We start from the raw sequence: 17,319 nt of genomic DNA on the forward strand, positions 1-17,319 counted from the left end.
GCAGCGCCTCCCTCTCGTTGTTGGGATGATAGAGGGGTTCCCGCACGATCCCCCTCCAGACAGGACCGCTCATGAGCCTGCCCGCCCAGCCCCTCAGCCCCCTCGACGGACGCTACCAGCCCGCCGTCGCCGCGCTCGGCGAGTTCCTCTCGGAGGCCGGCCTCAACCGGGCACGCGTGCAGGTCGAGGTCGAATGGCTCATCTTCCTCACCGATCGCGGGTTCTTCGGCACCAGCGCGCTCGGCGCCGAACAGCAGGCCGGGCTCCGAGCGCTGGTCACCGACTTCGATCAGTCCTCCATCGACGCCCTCGCTGCCCACGAGGCCCGAACCCGCCACGACGTCAAGGCCGTCGAGTACTTCGTGCGTGATCGCCTGAGCGCGCTCGGTCTCGACTCCATCGCCGAACTGACGCACTTCGCCGCGACCAGCGAGGACATCAACAACCTCTCCTACGCGATCACGGTGCGGCAGGCCGTCGAGACCGTGTGGCTGCCCACGCTCCGTGGCGTGATCGACCGCATCGCCGACCTGGCACGCGAGCACCGCGGCGTTCCCATGCTCGCCCGCACGCACGGCCAGCCGGCGACCCCCACGACGATGGGCAAGGAGCTCGCGGTGTTCGCCTTCCGCCTCTCGCGGGTCGCCGACCAGATCGCGCACTCCGAGTACCTCGGCAAGTTCTCGGGCGCCACCGGCACCTACGCCGCTCATCTCTCCGCGGCCCCCGATGCCGACTGGCGCGCCCTGTCGCGGGAGTTCATCACCTCGCTGGGCCTCACCTGGAACCCGCTCACCACCCAGATCGAGTCACACGATTGGCAAGCCGAGCTGTACGCCCGCGTCTCGCACGCCAATCGCATCCTGCACAACCTGGCGACGGATGTCTGGACCTACATCTCCCTCGGCTACTTCCGGCAGATCCCCGTGGCCGGCGCGACCGGATCGTCGACGATGCCGCACAAGATCAACCCGATCCGCTTCGAGAACGCCGAGGCCAACCTCGAGCTCTCCAGCGCCATGCTCGACTCACTCGCCGCCACTCTGGTGACGTCTCGCCTGCAGCGCGACCTCACCGACTCGAGCGCGCAGCGCAACATCGGCGTCGGCTTCGGGCACTCGCTGCTGGCGCTCGAGAACATCCAGCGCGGCCTCGGAGAGATCCTGCTCGACACGGATGCCCTCGCCACCGACCTCGACGCCAACTGGGAGGTGCTCGCCGAGGCCATCCAGACCGTCATCCGCGCCGAGGTCGCCGCCGGCCGCTCGTCGATCAGCGATCCGTACGCCAAGCTCAAGGACCTGACCCGCGGCAACCGCATCGGTGGCGCCGAGCTCGCCGAGTTCGTCTCGGCACTCGACATCGGCGATGAGGCGAAGCAACGCCTGCTGGCTCTCACGCCCGCCACCTACATCGGCCTCGCCGACGAGTTGGTCGACGAGCTCCCGCCGCTCGACTGACCGCTGGTCGAGTACGCCGCGAGCGCAGCGAGCAGCGGTATCGAGACCCGCGCACATCCGAGGAACGGATCTCGATACGCGGGCTCCGCGCGCTACTCGATCAGCACGGGCGAAGGGCTCAGTGCCCCTCGCGGTCCTCTTCTGCGATCTCCTCGAACTCGGCGGCATCCGGCTTCATCGCGAGCGCGAACATGGCCAGCGCGACGAGCACGACGATGAACACGACGCCGAACGCGATGGCCGCCAACTGGATCTCGCGGGTCACCATCAGCACGATGAGCCCCACGAAGATGGAGCCGATGGCCGCGCCGCCGAGCATCTCGATGGGCCGCAGCAGGTCGCGGCGTGAGGGTGGGGGAGTCTGGCTCATGCTGCTTCTTCGTTTCGGGTGACGGTGGTGGCCGGTCGATCCCAGCGCAGCGAGAGTCCCGCAATGCCGAGGTAGACGCCGACGACCACCAGGTAGGCGCCGAGCAGGCCGACGGCCACCACGGAGCCGAGCGGCAGCAGGTAGGCGACGGCGAGCACGCCGGTGAGGACGCCGACGACGATCCAGTCGCGGGCGATGGGAGAAGGCGCTCCGCTGCGTGCGACGCGAGCGCGACGACGGATGCCGGCCAGGAGTTCCAGGATGCCCGCCACAGCGGCCCAGGCGCTCACCAGTAAGAGGAAGAGGGGCAGACCGCCATCCGTCGTCGCGAGCGCCAGCAGACCGGCGACGGCCGAGATCACCGCGGAGATCGAGAAGAGAACCTGCTCGCCGCGATCGGTCGAGAGTCGCAACTGAAGGGCGCCGATCACCGCGCCGGACACGAGTGCCCAGCTGCCGAAGACGAGGAGTCCGAACGCCGGGGTGTGGTCTGGGGAGAACGTGATGACCAGAGCCGGCACGAGCGCGAGGGCCGCTCGGAGGGTGGGGACGACCCAGAACGGCGAGCGCGCATCAGCGGCGGCACGGTCGATCGACACTACGACCTCTTTCGAGCGGGGATGATTCCAGTCTACGTCGCGCCCACCTGCGAGCCCGCCGATCCTCCGCTCCACCCAGTGCGCCGCTCGCGTCAGCCGTGGACGGCGGTCTGCCCGAGGTGATCCACCAGCGAGTCGAGCGCCTGCTCCCAGCCGTCGTAGAAGCTCTCGTCTCCCGACGTGCCGTCGACCCCGCGCAGGTCGAAGGTCAGGCGGGTCAGGTCGCCGCCGGACTCGAGCGTAAGGGTCACGAGGGGCTGGTCGTCGGGATCCTCATCCGGATCTCCCCACGTGAAGACCAGTCGCTCGGGAGCCACCACCTCGCGGTATTCGCCGCCGGTGGGGTACCGGTCGTCGTTGGCCTCGTCCACCATCGTGTACGCGTAGTGGCCGCCGACCCGCGCATCGATGGTCACCGTGTCCCGCGGGGTCACCAGGCTGCGCGGATGCCACCACTGCGCCACCTCGTCCGCATTCGTCCAGGCCTTCCAGATGTCCTCGGGCGAGGCGTCAACCTTGCGCACCAGTGTGAAGCCCTGTGTCGTGTCGATCACCGATCGTCTCCTTCGTTCTCGGTCGTCGTACCCACAGGGTGCGTCGGCGGGTACGACGGAGGCAAGGGCTTGCGGATGCGCGACCGCTCAGCTCGCTCGATAGCGCGAGGCGAGCTGAGGGCTCTGGCCGTGGAAGGCGGCCAGTTCCGCGTCGAACACGCTCTGGAGCAGGCTGCCGTCCTCGACGCCGGGGGCGATGACGACCTCGCCGCGCTCGACGCCCGCCAGCGCCGCCGTGACCACGTCCTGAGCGGACATGCGGGGGAGGGAGGAGAGGTCCATCCCCTGAACCTCGTGGAACTCCGTCGCCACGATGCCCGGGCAGACGACATGCACTCCCACCCCGGTTCCCGCCACCTCGGCAGCCAGCGTCTGCGACATCGTGACGCTGTACGCCAGCGTCCCGGCGTAGACCGTTCGCCCGCCCTGCGGCGCCGGAGCAGGGGCTGGCCCGGAGAAGGCGATCATCCCGGCGACGTTGATGACCGTCCCCGACCCTCGGGCGATCATCCCGCCGAGCGCCGCTCGCGTCAGCATCGTCGGCGCAACCACCTTGACGCTGAGCAACTCGGCGGCCGTCGGCGCGGGAAGATCGACGAGCGGCATGTAGTGGGCGACGCCTGCATTGTTGACCAGCATCGAGACCGGCTGCGTCGCGCACAGCTCGGCGACCGCCTCGATGCCCCCTGCGGTCGCGAGGTCGGCGACGACCACCTGGACCGCGGAGTCCGCCAGCGACGCGGCCAACTCCTCCAGTCGCTCCCGGCGCCGGCCGACGACGATGAGGTCGTAGCCGTCAGCAGCGAGACGCTCGGCGAATGCCTTTCCGATGCCCGATGACGCCCCGGTGACGAGTGCGAGTCTCATGGTCGTGCTTCCTCCTGTCGTGCGCGATCAGTCCTCGACGTCCCCGGCGTCCTCGGGTTCCGCGCTCGTCTCCTCGACCTGCCCCCGCAGTTCATCGGCCATCGCGGCGGCTCCATCCTCGCCGTGCTCCCGGTCGACCCGCTCGATCAGGTCGCCGAGCTTCTCGGAATCCGTGCCGTCTTCGCCCGTCGTCGGCGTGTTCTGATCGTGATCGCTCATCTCTCGAGGCTACTCGCGACCGGTAGCGTGCTGGCTATGGGCGATGTCGTCAGTGTCGAGCTCGTGCTCGACGCCGTAACCGAAGCGCTCGTCCGCGCGGACTGGACGCGGCTCGCCGAGGCGCGGCTGTCGAGCATGGCAGCGCATCCCTCTCCCAGCAATCGACCGCACATCACCCTGCTGGTGCGCTCTCGGCTGGACGCCATCGACGTCGCGGAGGCCGCGCGTGAGTTGCCGATCCGCGTTGTCGCGGGGCCGCCGATCCTCTTCCGGCACGGGGATCGAGGCGTCCTCGTGCGCCCGGTCGAGCCGAGCGAGGAGTTGCTGCGCCTTCATCGGGCCGTTCATGCCGCCGCGCCAGCCGGCGACGATGCTCCGCACACGGCTCCGGGGGAGTGGACCCCGCACATCACCCTCGCCCGGCGGCTGAGGGTGGAGTCGTTGACGGATGCGCAGAGCCTGATCGACACCGAGCTCATCGGCGAGGCTGTCGCCCTTCGCCGGTGGGATTCACGCGCGGCGAGCGTCACCGCCCTACCGGCGACTCAGTAGTCCTGACGCGCTTCGGCTTCCACGTCGAGTACGTCCTCGTCCCGGCCCCAGGCCTCGAGGACCAGTCCGAGCTGTCGGCGGATCCATTCCGGGGTCGGTGAGTCCTCGTCCTCGAGGCGGGCCAGTTGCTCGGCGCGTTCCTCGGCGGTGCCCCTGAGATCGTCCATGATGGCTCCCTGCTCCTCGGTGTCGGTCTAGGTGTTGGCTTCTCGTGCGTTGCGCGCCTCGAGCTGGCTCATCCAGTCCGCCGGAAGCCGCGTCGACGGCCCCGGGGAGCTCTGCTGAGGCGCATGACTGGTGGGGGCGGCCAGCGTCGGGCCGTCGATGAGCTGCTGCGCCCGGTAGTCCCAGAACCAGTTCTCCCCCGGCTCGAAACTCTGCATCACGGTGTGACCAGTAGCGGAGTAGTGCCCGGTCGCATGCCGGTTCAACGAATCGTCGCAGCACCCGACGTGACCGCAGGCGGCGCAGCGACGCAGGTGCACCCACCACGATCCGGTGGCGTCGCACTCGACGCATCCCGATCCGCTCGGAAGCACCTCGGTGTCGATCATCTCTGCCACCGCTCGACCTGCTCCCTGGTCTTCGGGCCGAGGCTCATCCCCTCGTCCGACCCTTCTCGAGTGTCCCACCCATCCGACTCGAGGGGTAGGGCTCGGAGGTCCGCCGCCGGAGTAGGCTCCGGGCATGTCGGAGCCCACTCCTGAGAAGCGGACGTCGTGGTGGCGCGGTTGGCGCGTCTCGGAGATGACGCTCTCGGTGAGGAAGGATCGGCCTCCGCTCCCGAAGCGGAATCCCGGCGAGACCCTGATGCTGATCGGCGCCACGTGCATAGGTCTCGGACTCATCTTCTCGATCGCGAGGGGCTTGAGTTGGCCGGTAGTGCTGATCTCGATCGTGGGCATCGCCCTCCTCGCCTGGGGGTTCGTCCGGCGAAGGCGTTGGACCACCTCGCGTGGGCGGAACAGCGAGACCGGATGACACTCGGGGCGGATGCGCAACCCCCGATCCGTCCCCAACCGCGCAACCTATGGTGAGCGCATGAAGGCTTCAGAGATTCATTGGGACGAACCGGCCCGGGCGAAGATCGTGGAGGATGCCGACCGCGTGCTTCGCGAGGCCGTTCTGGAGGTTGCTCGCACGAAGGATGCCGCGTCGTCAGACGACGCGTTCGCCGCTCTCAACGCGCGGTTGAAGGATCGCTTCATCGACTGGGAACCCGGGCCCGACCTCCGGAAGTACGCGGACGCGATCGCCGCGGGCGAGATCTCGGGCGACGAAGGCTGAATCGTCCCGACCGCGTTCACGCAGAGCCTTCGGGCGAATCCTCACGGGCATCGTTGATGGCCATGACCGCGTTGATGAGCGCCAGATGGCTCAGGGCCTGAGGAAGGTTCCCCCAGAACTGCTCGTCCGCCGGATCGATCATCTCGGCGTACAGGCCGACGTCGTTGGCCAACGGAATCAGCGCGTCGACGAGAGCTGCCGCCTCTCGCGAATCTCCCGTGCGAGCGTACGCTTCGGCGAGCCAGAACGAGCAGGCGACGAAGGCGCTCTCCTCCGTCTCCACCCCGCTGTAGCGATAGACCAGTGGACCGACCGCCAACTCGGAGCGGATGGCGGCGATCGTCGCGGTCATGCGCGCTGCCGGGCCGAATTGAGTGCCCGCGTGGATGAGGACCGCCGTGTCCAGCGCATCCGTTCCCGGGTACATGACATAGCTGCCGCGTCTTTCCGACCAGCACTTGTCCGAGATCCACTGCTCGATGAGGTCCCGGTTGTGACGCCAGCGCGCCAACTCGTCGTCGGACGCGTCGATCTGACCCCACTCGGCGAGCTGGCATGCATCCGAGATCGCACGCCAGCAGCCGATCTTGCTGGCCAGGTAGTGCTGCTTGTGCGGAAGCTCCCACATGCCGGAGTCCTTCTTCTGCCACGCGCGGCAAGCTCCGTCGGTGAAAGAGCGCAGCAGCTCACCGGTGCGGAGGTCGAGGATGTTCCCCGCTTCCACGTACTGCCTCATGATGCCCAGAACATCGGCGTAGATGCCGAGCTGCGCCTGCCCCGCAGCGGGATTGCCCGCCGTCACCGGGCCGATTCCGCGCCATCCGTCCGCACGAAGCTCGTCCGTTCCGCCCGGCAGTCGCCCGGTGAGGTCGAAGAACACGGGTAGGTCATCGGAATGGCTCTTGAGACAGTCCAGCGCCCACGACACCGCGGCATGGGTCTCCTCTCGTAGTCCGAATCGCACGAGCGCGCCGACGGTGTACGCGAGGTCGCGCACCCAGGCGAATCGATAGTCGTAGTTCTTGCCGCCCGTCGGGCTCTCGGGAAGGCCCGTCGTCGCTGCCGCGGCGATCGCGCCCGTCGGACTGAAGATGAGCAGTTTGAGCGCGAGCGCACTGCGTTGCACCTCCCGCGCCCAGGGACCGTCGTAGCTGAACTCGCGAGACCAGGTCTGCCAGCTCTCGATGGTGCGATCGATGCCGGAGTCGACCACGGCGGGGTCTGGAATGTGGACCGGCTCGTCATCCGTTCCGCAGAGGACGATCACGTGGCGGGAAGCCGGCGCCGTCGTGAACCGGCCGGCGAAAGTGGCTGAGTCGCCGACGGACGGGCCATGGTGCATGCCGACGACGATGAGGTTGACGTCGTCTGCGCCGAGCACCGGACCGTGCATGGTGCTCCGACGCTCGAAGGATCCCGTGCCGAAGAGGTTGCCGGGGCTCGCCTCCCACTCCAACTCCACGCTGCCGCTGATGCCGTCGATTCGCCGCGCCAATTCCCCCCAGTGGAGTCGTCCAGCAACACCGGTGACGAGGGCGTCGGTCACCGCCACCTCACCCGAGTCCGTCACGTACCGTGTCTCGAGCACATTGGTGCCCGCGATGTAGGACCGGGACGCCCGGAACGGCGCGACGGGGCGCAACGTCATCCGCCCGCCCTTCGCGCTGTCCACGAGCGCTGCGAACACCGGCGCGCTGTGCAGGGAGGGGAAAGGCAGCCAGTCGATACTGCCGTCGAATGCCACCAATGCGACGGTGCGCCCGTCGCCGATGGCCGCGTAGTCGCGGAGCGGTGCGTAGCCGTCCTCGTCGCGGGTCACGAGTTCGTCTGCTGCTCGTCAGTGCCCCGTGAGCCCGCCGTTGACGATGATGGTCTCGCCGCTGGTGTAGCTGGCCTCCTGCGACGCCAGATACACGTAGGTCGATGCCAGTTCGGCCGGCTGACCGGGACGCCCGTACGGGGTCTGCTCCCCGAACTTCTCGAGCGTCTCGGGAGGAACGGCGGATGGCTGCAGCGGGGTCCAGAACGGGCCGGGCGCGACACCGTTCACCCGGATGCCCTTCTCCGCGAGCTGCTGTGCCATCGCTCGGGTGAAGTTGAGGATTCCCGCCTTCGACACCGCGTATTCGACGAGCTGCGGTGAGGGTTGGAACGCCTGGATCGACGACGTCGTGATGATCGCCGCTCCCGGCTCGAAGTGCTTCAGTGCCGCCTTCGTGAGCCAGAACAGCGAGTGCACGTTGGTGCGGAGCGTGTGATCGAGGACGTCGGTCGTGAAGTCGTCGAGGCTGTCGACGGTCTCCATGTCTCCCCCGACCATGACGAGGAGATCCAGCCCGCCCAGTTGGTCGGCTGCGGCGTCGATGGCGTCGATGCAGAACTGCTCGTCCGTCAGGTCTCCCGGCAGCAGGACGTGCTTCCGTCCCGCATCCGAGATGAGGGATGCCGTGCTCTCGGCGTCCTCCTGCTCGACCGGGAGGTAGACCAGCGCGACATCCGCTCCCTCGCGAGCGAACGCGATGCTCACCGCCCGCCCGATGCCGGAGTCGCCGCCCGTGATGAGCGCGCGTCGACCCGCGAGGCGCCCATGGCCGACGTAGGACTCCTCACCGTGGTCGGGCACCGGATCCATCGCGAACGTGGCACCCGGGTCGGGTTGCTGCTGCTTCGGGAACGGTGGCGCGGGGTAGGCGTCGACGGGATTCTTCGGGGTGTACACGTCGGTCACGGTGATGTCCTTATCGCTCGGGGATCGCGGATGCTGTCACGCTGCCCGCGCATCCGATGCATCGGAAGCGGTCGGTATCAGGCTAAGCAGCAGCGACTGAGGATCCCGGGGCTTGACATCCCGGAGCGCACCCTCGGAGACGAGCGTCGAAGCCCAACGTGTTCATGCGGCCAAGAAGGATGCAACGAGTTCCACCACCCGCTGCCGACCTTCGCCGATCCAGAGCAGGTGGCTGGGGGAGTCCAGTTCGATGAGTTCTGCGCCGGGAATCGTGGCTGCGAGATCCTCAGCGTGCGCGAATGCGACACCACCGTCGAACGGCGAGCCCGTCACGAGCGTGGCGCAGTGCACGTCGGCCAAGACAGCTCGGCGTGCTTCGGCATCGCGCGCACGACCCTGTCGCATGTCGTTGACGAAACCTCCGTCCGATCGCATCCCCTGGAACAGCAGCCGGGCCTGACGCTTGTCGGCGTCATCCAGCTGCGGACACCACTGGTCGATCGGCATCGTCGAGAGCGCGCCCAGCATGCGTCGCAGCCCGGCGTCCGACCGAACCATGCGGTGAACCAGCGACCACGTGACGCCTTGCAGCAGGGGCGAGAACATGATCGGCCCGCCGATCGCAGCTGCCCGGCTGTCGGGAAACGGCAGCGTCGACGGAGCGCAGCTGTGCAGTGCGAGGCGACGGATGCCGAGACTCGGGTCGGCCGCGGCATGAACGGCCTGCAACCCGCCGAACGAGACGCCGACCGCCGTCGTGGCGGTCAGGCCGAGGTGCTCGCACACTTCGCGGACCAGCGGCTCGAAAGCGGCGGCATCCAGCGCCCCCACCCGCGTGCCGCCGTAGCCGGGACGCGAGACCGACACGACGCCGTAGCCGGCATCGGTGTACACGCTCCATCCGCAGTCGGCGAGGGCGGAGCAATGACCGCCGGGAAAGAACATCACGGGGGGCCGGTCGCCCGGCACTGTGAGGATCTCAACGGGCCCCGCGCTGGTGGGAACGATCTGCGTCGATGGCACGTGCCCAGTCTGGCCCTCGGCCAGGGGTCAGTCAGTCCACACTTCGCTCCGTCGTCTCTCGGCGAGTCGACCCAGCTGCCACTCGTTGACGCCGGGCAGCCAATCGGTGCCGAACGTGGCCGCAGGGCTCACGCGCGGGTCGTCGGGGTCACGGCCATCACGTGCGGCCAGTGCGTAGGTGCGATCACGTGCGATGCGCTCGCGTACCTCGGCGCCGTGGCCGACGGAGCCGTGACCGGGAATGACGACCTCCACCTCGTTCGCCACTCCGTTGAACAGCCGCAGCGCGTCGAGGTAATCGCCCACGGGGTCCTCGGCATCCAGATCGAGGAAAGGCATCAGGATGTTGGAGAGCATGTCGCCCGCGACGAGGACGCCGCGCTCCGGAATCAGCAGCGCCGCGTGACCGGCGGCATGGGCCCGATGCTCGATGACGCGGACGGTGGGCCCATCCCACGGGACCTCGGTGGTTCCGCTGGGTAATCCGGTGATGCGACCGAGCAACTCCAGCGGGATGTCGTCCGCCTGCTCTGGCGGCAGCACCGAGGCGACGCGTGCTTCCCAATCCGGGGTGGCGAGCAGCTCGTGCATGGAGGCCGCGCCGATCGCCGTGCCATACCGGGGAGCGTCCCCGAAATCCGGATGCCAGAGCACATGGTCCCAGTCGGGATGGGTCGAGAACCCGGCGACCACGGGCTGACCGAGCTCGCGGATGTCGTTCGCGAGACAGGCCATCTCGCCCGTCGTGATACCGGGATCGATGAGCAGCACTCCCTCATGACCCTGCACGACGATGGTGTTGCTCTGGATGAACGCACTCTCGTGAACCAGCACGCCCTCGGCGACCCGCCTCAGCATGATGCCGCCTCCGCCGACGCGCGCTCGCTCGCCAGAAGCGCGTCGAGTGCGCGATATCCGTCTTCCATCCCCCGCGCCATGCCCGCGTTCACCATGGCCTCGAGGTTCTCGAGCGAAGGGAAGACGCCGCGCACGAGGATGCGCGAGCGGCCATCGGGCAGGTCCTCGAACCGGATGATGTCGAGGCTCACCTGATCGGGCGCCCCCTCCCACTCGAAGGTCTGGATGATCAACTCGTCCGGCCGTGCCGTGTGGATCGCGCCGCGGATGGCGTGCCCGGCATCGTCATCGGCGTCCTTCTGCACGAACCGGTATGCACCACCCGACCGGTGATCCCACTCGGTGACAGTCGTCTCGTACGCGCTGGGGCCGATCCAGCTGACGTAGACGTCGGGGTCGGCGTGCGCGGCGTAGACGGCTGCGGCCGGGGCGTCGAACTCGCGGACGATATCGACGACCGGCTGACCGGGCAGCGTCTCGACGGTGAGGGCGTTGCTCATGATTCCTTCTCCTTCGTGGTGCGCTCGGATGCGGCGGGCTGGGACGCGGCGAGCACGGACGCGGCGAGCACGGCGTCGAGCACGGCGTCGAGCCGCCGATACGCCGCCTCGGCCTGCAGTCGATAGCGGTCGATCCACGCGGTGAGCCGTTCAAGCGCTGAGGCGTCGAGGTGCACGGGACGACGCTGGGCATCGCGAGACCGCGTGACAAGGCCAGACCTCTCCAACACGGCGATGTGTCTCGACACCGCCTGCTTCGTGATGTCGAACGGTTCGGCGAGTTCGTTGACGGTTGCCGAACCTGTGCTCAGCCGAGCGACGATTGCACGACGCACGGGATCGGCAAGTGCGAGAAAGGCCTCATCCAGTCGATCATCGTCCATCTGCAACATCTTTCTTTATAAACTGATGTGTTTACTACGATAGCGATGGGGTATACATTCGTCAACGCTCGGGCGCTGCGGCCATTCACCTCACTGGGGTGAGGTGGTAAGCGCCGCAGCCGAACTTCAGGTGCGCCGATATTGGTCGCCACAGGCTCTAGCAGCCGCTCTCTCGCTGGCTGTACGGTGACGGTGCTCGACCATGGCGGTCGACACAGGAGAAGGAGTCTCGATGACCGAAACAACCCCCACCACGACCAAGAAGACACTCGCCGTCGTCTCGATCATCCTCGGGGCGGTGAGCATCCTCCTGTGCTGGATCCTCCCGATCCTCTGGGTCGTCGTGGCGATTGTCGGAGTGGTGCTGGGCTTCCTCTCCCGTTCACGCGAGCCTCAGGCGCGCAGGCTCGCGCTGGTGGGGATCATCCTCAGCTTCATCGGCATCGCGCTCAACATCGGCTCGATGATCCTCGGTGCGATTCTCGTGGCGCAGTACATGCAGCGCTGACCCTCGGTCAGCCGGGCCTCGCCAGCGGAATCAGCTCCGCAGGCGAGGCCCGTTCGCGTCAGCTGGCCGAAACTGCAGCCCTCGTGCCGACGACTCCGAGATGAACCCTTTCGAGATGTGAGCGGCAGGGATAGCGTCGGAAGGGAGCGCGGTATCGGCGCCGCGACCGGAGCGAGGGGACGCAGAGATGACCGACGACTTCACCGGCAGGATCGAGCTCGATGTGAGGGACTCGGTCCCCGACTGGGCGCCGTTCGAGTTGCGGAAGGCTCCGGAAGGTGCGCCGAACGTCCTCGTCGTGCTGTACGACGACACCGGATTGGCATCGTGGTCGCCGTATGGCGGGCGAATCAACATGCCAACCATGGACAGGCTCGCCGCGAACGGACTCACCTACACGCAGTGGCACACCACCGCCCTGTGCTCGCCCACCCGGTCCACGATGCTGACCGGACGCAACCATCACGCAAACGGCATGGGCGTCATCATGGAGGGCACCAACGGCTTCCCCGGGTTCTCCGGCCGCATTCCCGAGGAGTGCGCGAGCATCGGCCACATCCTGCAGGACAACGGCTACAGCACCTTCTGGATCGGCAAGAACCACAACGTGCCGGAGGAGGACGTCTCCAGTGGGGGAAGTCGCGTCCAGTGGCCTCTGCAGATGGGCTTCGACCGCTTCTACGGCTTCCTCGGCGGCGAGACCAACAACTGGTACCCCGACCTCGTCGAGGACAACCACTTCATCGAACAGTCCTACTCGCCTGAGGAGGGGTACCACCTCTCGAAGGACCTCGCCGACCAGGCGTTGACCATCCTGCGCGATCAGCAATCGTCGAATCCGTCGAAGCCCTGGTACCTGTGGTTCTGCCCGGGCGCCAATCACGCGCCGCACCACGCTCCCGAGGAGTACATCGAGAAGTACCGCGGAGCCTTCGACGACGGCTACGAGGCGTATCGCGAGTGGGTGCTTCAGCGCATGATCGAGAAGGGCATCCTTCCCGAGGGGACGGCCATGACTCCGCTGAACCCGCTGCCCGACGACGTCTCCAACCCGGGTGACTACGTGCGGCCGTGGGACGAACTGAGCGCCGATGAAAAGCGACTCTTCTCGCGCTTCGCCGAGGTCTTCGCGGGATTCTCCGAGTACACGGATGCCCAGGTCGGTCGCATCATCGACTACCTCGACGAGACCGGACAGCTCGAGAACACCATCGTGTTCTACTGCGCCGACAACGGAGCGTCCGGAGAGGGCAGTCCTGACGGGTCCGTCAACGAGAACAAGTTCTTCAATGGATTCCCTGACGATGTCGCGGAGAACCTGGCGATGATCGACAAGATCGGCAGCCCGGACACGTACAACCATTACCCGACCGGATGGGCGGCAGCGTTCTCCACACCCTTCCAGATGTTCAAGCGGTACTCGCAGTTCGCCGGTGGCACCTGCGACCCGATGGTGATCCACTGGCCGAAGGGCATCGAGGCCAAGGGCGAGGTGCGCCACCAGTACCATCACTCCACCGACGTCGTCGCGACGGTGCTCGACGTCATCGGCATCGAGATGCCGGAGACCTACCGGGGAGTGAAGCAGCGTCCTCTCGACGGCATTTCGATGCGGTACAGCTTCGAGGCGGATGGCCCCACCGAGAAGAAGACCCAGTACTACTCCATGCTCGGCACGCGCGGCATCTGGCAGAACGGATGGAAGGCCGCAGCCGTGCACGCGCCCATCAGCGGCAAGGGCGACTTCGAGGACGACCGCTGGGAGTTGTACAACGTCGACGAGGACCGGTCGGAGTCGCGGGATCTCTCCGCCGAGGAGCCCGAGAAGCTCGAAGAGCTCATCCGCGTCTGGTTCCAGGAGGCCGACCGCAACCATGTGCTGCCGCTGGATGACCGGGTCGCGCGCGAGGTGCTCACCGAACCGCGTCCGCAGGCCGAGCCGACGCGCGAGCGCTACGTCTATTACCCCAACACAGCCGCGGTACCCGAGAGCGTCGCTGTGAGCGTGCGTGGGCGCTCGTTCAAGATCATCGCGGACGCCGACCTCGGTGAGGACGCGGAGGGCGTGATCTTTGCCCACGGTTCACGATTCGGCGGTCACTCCCTCTTCATCAAGGACGGCAGGCTCTTCTACGTCTACAACTTCCTGGGCATCCCGCCCGAACAGACGTTGACGTCCGAGCGGTTGACCCCCGGCCCGCACGCGCTCGGGATGGAGTTCACACGTGAGTCGGCTGGCGAGCACGGCGAATCCGTGGGCACCTGCCGGCTGTACGTCGACGACCAGGTGGTCGCAGAAGGCCCGATGCGGGCGCAGATCGGCAAGTTCACCCTCTGCGGAGACGGCCTCTGCGTCGGCTACGACAGCGCCGACACGGTGAGCCGGCAGTACACCAATCCGTTCCCATTCCGCGGTGGCAAGCTGCTCGGAGTCGCCGTGGATGTCAGCGGCGAGCAGTACCTCGACCTCGAACTCGAAGCCCGCGCCATGCTCTCGCGTGAGTAGGACAGCGCGATGCCCCGTCGTCCGACGACGTCAGCCGCGCGCCGACGGGATCGTCTTGCGCATCACCGTTTTGCTCTTGCCGATGTGACGTTCGAACGTGAAGCCCGCCTTCTCGAACATGGCCCTCGTACCGTTGTGGAGGAACGACGACGAGGTCCTCTTGCCGGGAAGAAGTTCGTTCGGGAACGAGACCACCTCGCCACCGCCGGCCTGCCCGATCAGCTCGAGCGCGCCATCCAGCGCCTCTCGGGCTACTCCCGAACGTCGGTGATCACGGTCGACGAAGAAGCAGGTGATGCGCCACGGTGCGGGCCTCGTCTCGCCCGCGTCGTACTGTTTGCGGTGGTAGATGCCCGGCAGTTCGGCCGGGCTGCCGTACTCGCACCACGCGATCGCGGCGTCCCCGTCGAACACCAGCGCGGCGTGCGCGATGCCTTCCTCCACCAGTCGCTGCTTGAAGGTCGGTCGGTCGAAGTCGTCCTTGGCCGTGCTCTCCGTGTCGTCGTGGAAGTAGGTGCAGTAGCACCCGCCCCAGACTCCGTTGTGCTTCTGCGCGAGTGCCAGCCACGCCGGGAATGTCTCCGGAGTGAGCGGCTTGATGACATGGTTGCCCGTCGCCCGCTCATCGGTGCTGGACCGGTCCCCGGTCGGCACGTCTTCTGCATCCACGGCTGCCCCCTTGCGTTGTGCGCCAGTCTGCCGACCTCCGCCCCGTCGGGCAAGGCCGCGGATCCAGCGGCATCCCTGCGAACGCAGCGACCGCGTTTCGTCAGCGGGGAGTCGCGCGGCGGATGACCACATAGCCGGCGACGGCGAAGAACGCGGCGACGGCGAGGATGAGCGAGAAGACCTGCGCGATGCTCAGGCCAACGAACCAGGCGCCGACAGACGGCCAGCTCGCCGTACCGGTGACGATCGCGACGGCGGCGAGCACGAGAGCGATCGCGGCGAAGGCGATGATGACGATTCCGCGGATGCGCCAGCGCATGTAGACCGTCGTCACGCTGGCGCCGATGAAGAGTACGAGGCACTGCAGGGCGAACGTCGTGTAGAAGTCGAGCCACCAATCGCTGCCGTACCAGAGCGCGTCGAACATGTGCACGCCGAGACCCCATCCGCTGGTCGCGATCTCGACCTGCACGAGGGTTGCGATGAGGACGGCGAAGGCCGCCGAGGCGAGCACGAACACGAGCGAGCTGCCGAGCCAGAAGTCACGGCGCGTCGCCCCGAATCCGAGTGCGAACGAGAACGTGAGCCCGACCACTTGGACGCCGACCACGGCGAGGTACCACTGCGGCGAAAGGACCGCCCAGCTGTACCGCATGCCGTCGATATCGCCGACGCCTCCAGCCTGCCGCAGGATGACACCCACGATGAGTGAAACGGCCCACGCTCCGCCCAGGATGGTGAGGGGCACTCCCGCGAAGACCGATGGCTTGAGGGCGTGCAGGCGCACGATGCGCCAGATGTCGTGGGCGCGGGCGCGGGTGGCCGTGTGTGCGATCGGCCGGTCGATGGTGGTGGTCATGCCGCTTCCTCCTCGGCGGTGGGGCCGGTCAGGTCGTGCCCGGTCAGGTGGACGATGAGTTGCTGCAGCGACACGGGAGCGATCTCGAGGCCGAGTTCGGCTGCGGCGAATCGGTCGTCGCGATCGAGGGCACCGTCGATGGTGACGGATGCCAGACCCCCCAGCGACTGACGCCCGATCACCGGCCGATCCGCGACGAACTCCTCGACGGCCGCAGCCGGGCCTGCGACGGTGGCGGCGGAGCCACGCACCTCGTCGGCATCGCGATCCAGCAGGATGCGTCCGTGGTCGATGAGGATCACGTGCTCCAGCAGGTTCGCCACCTCGTCGATCAGATGCGTGGACAGCACGATCGTTCGGGGGTGCTCTGCGTAATCCGCCAGCAGCCGGTCGTAGAAGATCTGCCTGGCGACCGCATCGAGGCCGAGATACGGCTCATCGAAGAATGTCAGCGGCGCCCGAGACGCGAGGCCGACGATGACACCGACGGCGGAGAGCTGGCCGCGAGAGAGTTTCTTGATGCGACGCTTGAGCGGCAGCCGGAAGTCGGCGACGAGACGCTGGGCGAAGCCCGCATCCCAGTTCTCGTAGAACCACGGAGCCGCGGTGAGCGCGTCCGCCGGTGTGAAATCGTCGGGATAGCGCTGCGATTCGGCGATGAAGCAGAGCCTGCGCAGGACATCCGCGTGCTCGGCCGGCTCGTGGCCGAAGACCTCGAGCTGGCCGCCGCTGCGGAAGATCTGGCCGGTGAGGAGCTGCATGATGGTGGTCTTCCCGGCGCCATTGCGCCCGAGGAGACCGTAGATGCGCCCGTCCTCGAGCGAGAAGTCGACGGCGTCGACCGCCGTGAAGCTGCCGTAGCGCTTGCTGAGTCCGCTGGCGCGGACGACCGTGTCGGTCATGATTCGATCCTTTCCGAGCGGACGAGGGCCGCGAGCTGGTCGGGGCCGATTCCGAGCTTCTCGGCTTCGATGATGAGGGGACGGATGTACCGGTCGGCGAAGTCGGCTTGGCGACGCTCGATCAGCTGGGCGCGGGCCCCATCGGTCACGAACATGCCGATGCCGCGCCGCTTGGCCACGATTCCGGTTTCCACGAGTTGGTTCACTCCCTTGAGCGCTGTTGCGGGGTTGATGCGGTAGAACGCCGCGAGTTCGTTGGTCGACGGGATCTGGGCGTGTTCTTCCAACACGCCGTCCACGATGTCGTTCTCGATGCGTTCGGCGATCTGGATGAAGAGTGGACGCGAGTCGTCCATGCCGTCCTGTCTGAAGCACGATTCGTCGTGCTTGGTTCGTTGGTTAGTTACTGATGTAACTAAGCTAGCGCCGATCTGCCGAGTGGTCAAGAAGTTCTCGAACCGGCTCGCCTCCAGGG

23 protein-coding genes are annotated in these 17,319 nt (G+C 67.2%); 6 read left to right on the plus strand and 17 right to left on the minus strand.

The features are described 5' to 3' along the window. Positions 1–71 precede the first annotated feature (71 nt). A complete protein-coding gene (gene purB, locus E6C70_RS11030) occupies positions 72–1,460 on the plus strand; it encodes an adenylosuccinate lyase (RefSeq protein ID WP_136424594.1) in 1,389 nt (462 codons plus the stop codon). A 118-nt stretch (positions 1,461–1,578) separates the two neighbouring features. Here purB and E6C70_RS11035 read toward each other — a convergent pair whose 3' ends face one another. The 5 genes from E6C70_RS11035 to E6C70_RS11055 form a co-directional block, all read right to left on the minus strand. Beyond that, positions 1,579–1,830, minus strand: a complete 252-nt coding sequence (locus E6C70_RS11035; protein ID WP_136424595.1) for a hypothetical protein — start codon at positions 1,828–1,830, stop codon at positions 1,579–1,581. Then, on the minus strand, positions 1,827–2,429 hold the full coding sequence (locus E6C70_RS11040) for a DUF308 domain-containing protein (RefSeq protein WP_136424596.1): 603 nt from the start codon (positions 2,427–2,429) through the stop codon (positions 1,827–1,829). The genes E6C70_RS11035 and E6C70_RS11040 overlap by 4 nt, the downstream gene beginning before the upstream one ends. Before the next feature lie 92 nt (positions 2,430–2,521). Then, positions 2,522–2,983, minus strand: coding sequence for an SRPBCC family protein (locus E6C70_RS11045; RefSeq protein ID WP_136424597.1), 462 nt, complete (start codon positions 2,981–2,983; stop codon positions 2,522–2,524). 87 nt (positions 2,984–3,070) lie between these two features. Then, on the minus strand, positions 3,071–3,850 hold the full coding sequence (locus E6C70_RS11050; RefSeq protein ID WP_136424598.1) for an SDR family NAD(P)-dependent oxidoreductase: 780 nt from the start codon (positions 3,848–3,850) through the stop codon (positions 3,071–3,073). A gap of 27 nt (positions 3,851–3,877) precedes the next feature. Beyond that, complete coding sequence (locus E6C70_RS11055) at positions 3,878–4,069, minus strand: hypothetical protein (RefSeq protein WP_136424599.1); 192 nt, start codon at positions 4,067–4,069, stop codon at positions 3,878–3,880. Positions 4,070–4,105: 36 nt separating this feature from the next. On the opposite strand from E6C70_RS11055, the gene E6C70_RS11060 reads away from it, so the two are divergent. Then, positions 4,106–4,621 carry a 2'-5' RNA ligase family protein gene (locus E6C70_RS11060; RefSeq protein ID WP_136424600.1) on the plus strand — a complete coding sequence of 172 codons (516 nt, stop codon included), beginning with the start codon at positions 4,106–4,108 and terminating at the stop codon, positions 4,619–4,621. Here E6C70_RS11060 and E6C70_RS16690 read toward each other — a convergent pair. Continuing rightward, on the minus strand, positions 4,615–4,788 hold the full coding sequence (locus E6C70_RS16690) for a hypothetical protein (RefSeq protein ID WP_168770929.1): 174 nt from the start codon (positions 4,786–4,788) through the stop codon (positions 4,615–4,617). The genes E6C70_RS11060 and E6C70_RS16690 overlap by 7 nt on opposite strands. 27 nt (positions 4,789–4,815) lie before the next feature. Continuing rightward, positions 4,816–5,175, minus strand: coding sequence for a UBP-type zinc finger domain-containing protein (locus tag E6C70_RS11065; RefSeq protein WP_136424714.1), 360 nt, complete (start codon positions 5,173–5,175; stop codon positions 4,816–4,818). 133 nt (positions 5,176–5,308) lie between these two features. On the opposite strand from E6C70_RS11065, the gene E6C70_RS11070 reads away from it, so the two are divergent. Beyond that, positions 5,309–5,602, plus strand: a complete 294-nt coding sequence (locus tag E6C70_RS11070; protein WP_136424601.1) for a hypothetical protein — start codon at positions 5,309–5,311, stop codon at positions 5,600–5,602. Between the two features lie 60 nt (positions 5,603–5,662). Beyond that, positions 5,663–5,908 carry a hypothetical protein gene (locus tag E6C70_RS11075; RefSeq protein ID WP_136424602.1) on the plus strand — a complete coding sequence of 82 codons (246 nt, stop codon included), beginning with the start codon at positions 5,663–5,665 and terminating at the stop codon, positions 5,906–5,908. Positions 5,909–5,924: 16 nt separating this feature from the next. On the opposite strand, the gene E6C70_RS11080 is transcribed toward E6C70_RS11075, so the two are convergent. From E6C70_RS11080 to E6C70_RS11105, 6 genes are all read right to left on the minus strand, one after another. Beyond that, on the minus strand, positions 5,925–7,727 hold the full coding sequence (locus E6C70_RS11080; protein ID WP_136424603.1) for a glycoside hydrolase family 15 protein: 1,803 nt from the start codon (positions 7,725–7,727) through the stop codon (positions 5,925–5,927). Positions 7,728–7,745: 18 nt separating this feature from the next. Beyond that, positions 7,746–8,636, minus strand: a complete 891-nt coding sequence (locus tag E6C70_RS11085) for an SDR family oxidoreductase (RefSeq protein ID WP_328590841.1) — start codon at positions 8,634–8,636, stop codon at positions 7,746–7,748. Positions 8,637–8,798: 162 nt separating this feature from the next. Then, positions 8,799–9,659 (minus strand): alpha/beta fold hydrolase, encoded by an 861-nt coding sequence (locus E6C70_RS11090; RefSeq protein ID WP_136424604.1) that lies wholly within the window; start codon positions 9,657–9,659, stop codon positions 8,799–8,801. 27 nt (positions 9,660–9,686) lie between these two features. Continuing rightward, on the minus strand, positions 9,687–10,517 hold the full coding sequence (locus E6C70_RS11095; RefSeq protein WP_136424605.1) for an MBL fold metallo-hydrolase: 831 nt from the start codon (positions 10,515–10,517) through the stop codon (positions 9,687–9,689). Further along, a complete protein-coding gene (locus E6C70_RS11100) occupies positions 10,511–11,017 on the minus strand; it encodes an SRPBCC domain-containing protein (protein ID WP_136424606.1) in 507 nt (168 codons plus the stop codon). Before E6C70_RS11100 ends, E6C70_RS11095 begins: the two co-directional genes overlap by 7 nt. Then, complete coding sequence (locus E6C70_RS11105) at positions 11,014–11,409, minus strand: ArsR/SmtB family transcription factor (protein WP_136424607.1); 396 nt, start codon at positions 11,407–11,409, stop codon at positions 11,014–11,016. Before E6C70_RS11105 ends, E6C70_RS11100 begins: the two co-directional genes overlap by 4 nt. 223 nt (positions 11,410–11,632) lie before the next feature. Here E6C70_RS11105 and E6C70_RS11110 point away from each other — a divergent pair, with 223 nt between their 5' ends. Both E6C70_RS11110 and E6C70_RS11115 read left to right on the plus strand, forming a co-directional pair. Beyond that, on the plus strand, positions 11,633–11,908 hold the full coding sequence (locus tag E6C70_RS11110) for a hypothetical protein (protein ID WP_136424608.1): 276 nt from the start codon (positions 11,633–11,635) through the stop codon (positions 11,906–11,908). Positions 11,909–12,095: 187 nt separating this feature from the next. Beyond that, the gene (locus E6C70_RS11115) at positions 12,096–14,414 is read left to right on the plus strand and encodes an arylsulfatase (protein WP_136424609.1); all 2,319 of its coding nucleotides are present in this window, start codon (positions 12,096–12,098) and stop codon (positions 14,412–14,414) included. A gap of 30 nt (positions 14,415–14,444) precedes the next feature. Here the strand turns inward: E6C70_RS11115 and E6C70_RS11120 are convergent, their stop codons facing one another. From E6C70_RS11120 to E6C70_RS11135, 4 genes are all read right to left on the minus strand, one after another. Then, a complete protein-coding gene (locus E6C70_RS11120) occupies positions 14,445–15,083 on the minus strand; it encodes an N-acetyltransferase (RefSeq protein WP_407921033.1) in 639 nt (212 codons plus the stop codon). Between the two features lie 100 nt (positions 15,084–15,183). Further along, on the minus strand, positions 15,184–15,942 hold the full coding sequence (locus E6C70_RS11125) for a hypothetical protein (RefSeq protein WP_136424610.1): 759 nt from the start codon (positions 15,940–15,942) through the stop codon (positions 15,184–15,186). After that, on the minus strand, positions 15,939–16,844 hold the full coding sequence (locus tag E6C70_RS11130) for an ABC transporter ATP-binding protein (RefSeq protein ID WP_136424611.1): 906 nt from the start codon (positions 16,842–16,844) through the stop codon (positions 15,939–15,941). The genes E6C70_RS11125 and E6C70_RS11130 overlap by 4 nt, the downstream gene beginning before the upstream one ends. Beyond that, positions 16,841–17,200 (minus strand): GntR family transcriptional regulator, encoded by a 360-nt coding sequence (locus E6C70_RS11135; RefSeq protein WP_136424612.1) that lies wholly within the window; start codon positions 17,198–17,200, stop codon positions 16,841–16,843. Before E6C70_RS11135 ends, E6C70_RS11130 begins: the two co-directional genes overlap by 4 nt. Positions 17,201–17,319: the final 119 nt, after the last annotated feature.

It is taken from the genome of Orlajensenia flava (genome assembly GCF_004801905.1).
In the GTDB taxonomy this organism is placed as follows: domain Bacteria; phylum Actinomycetota; class Actinomycetes; order Actinomycetales; family Microbacteriaceae; genus Orlajensenia; species Orlajensenia flava.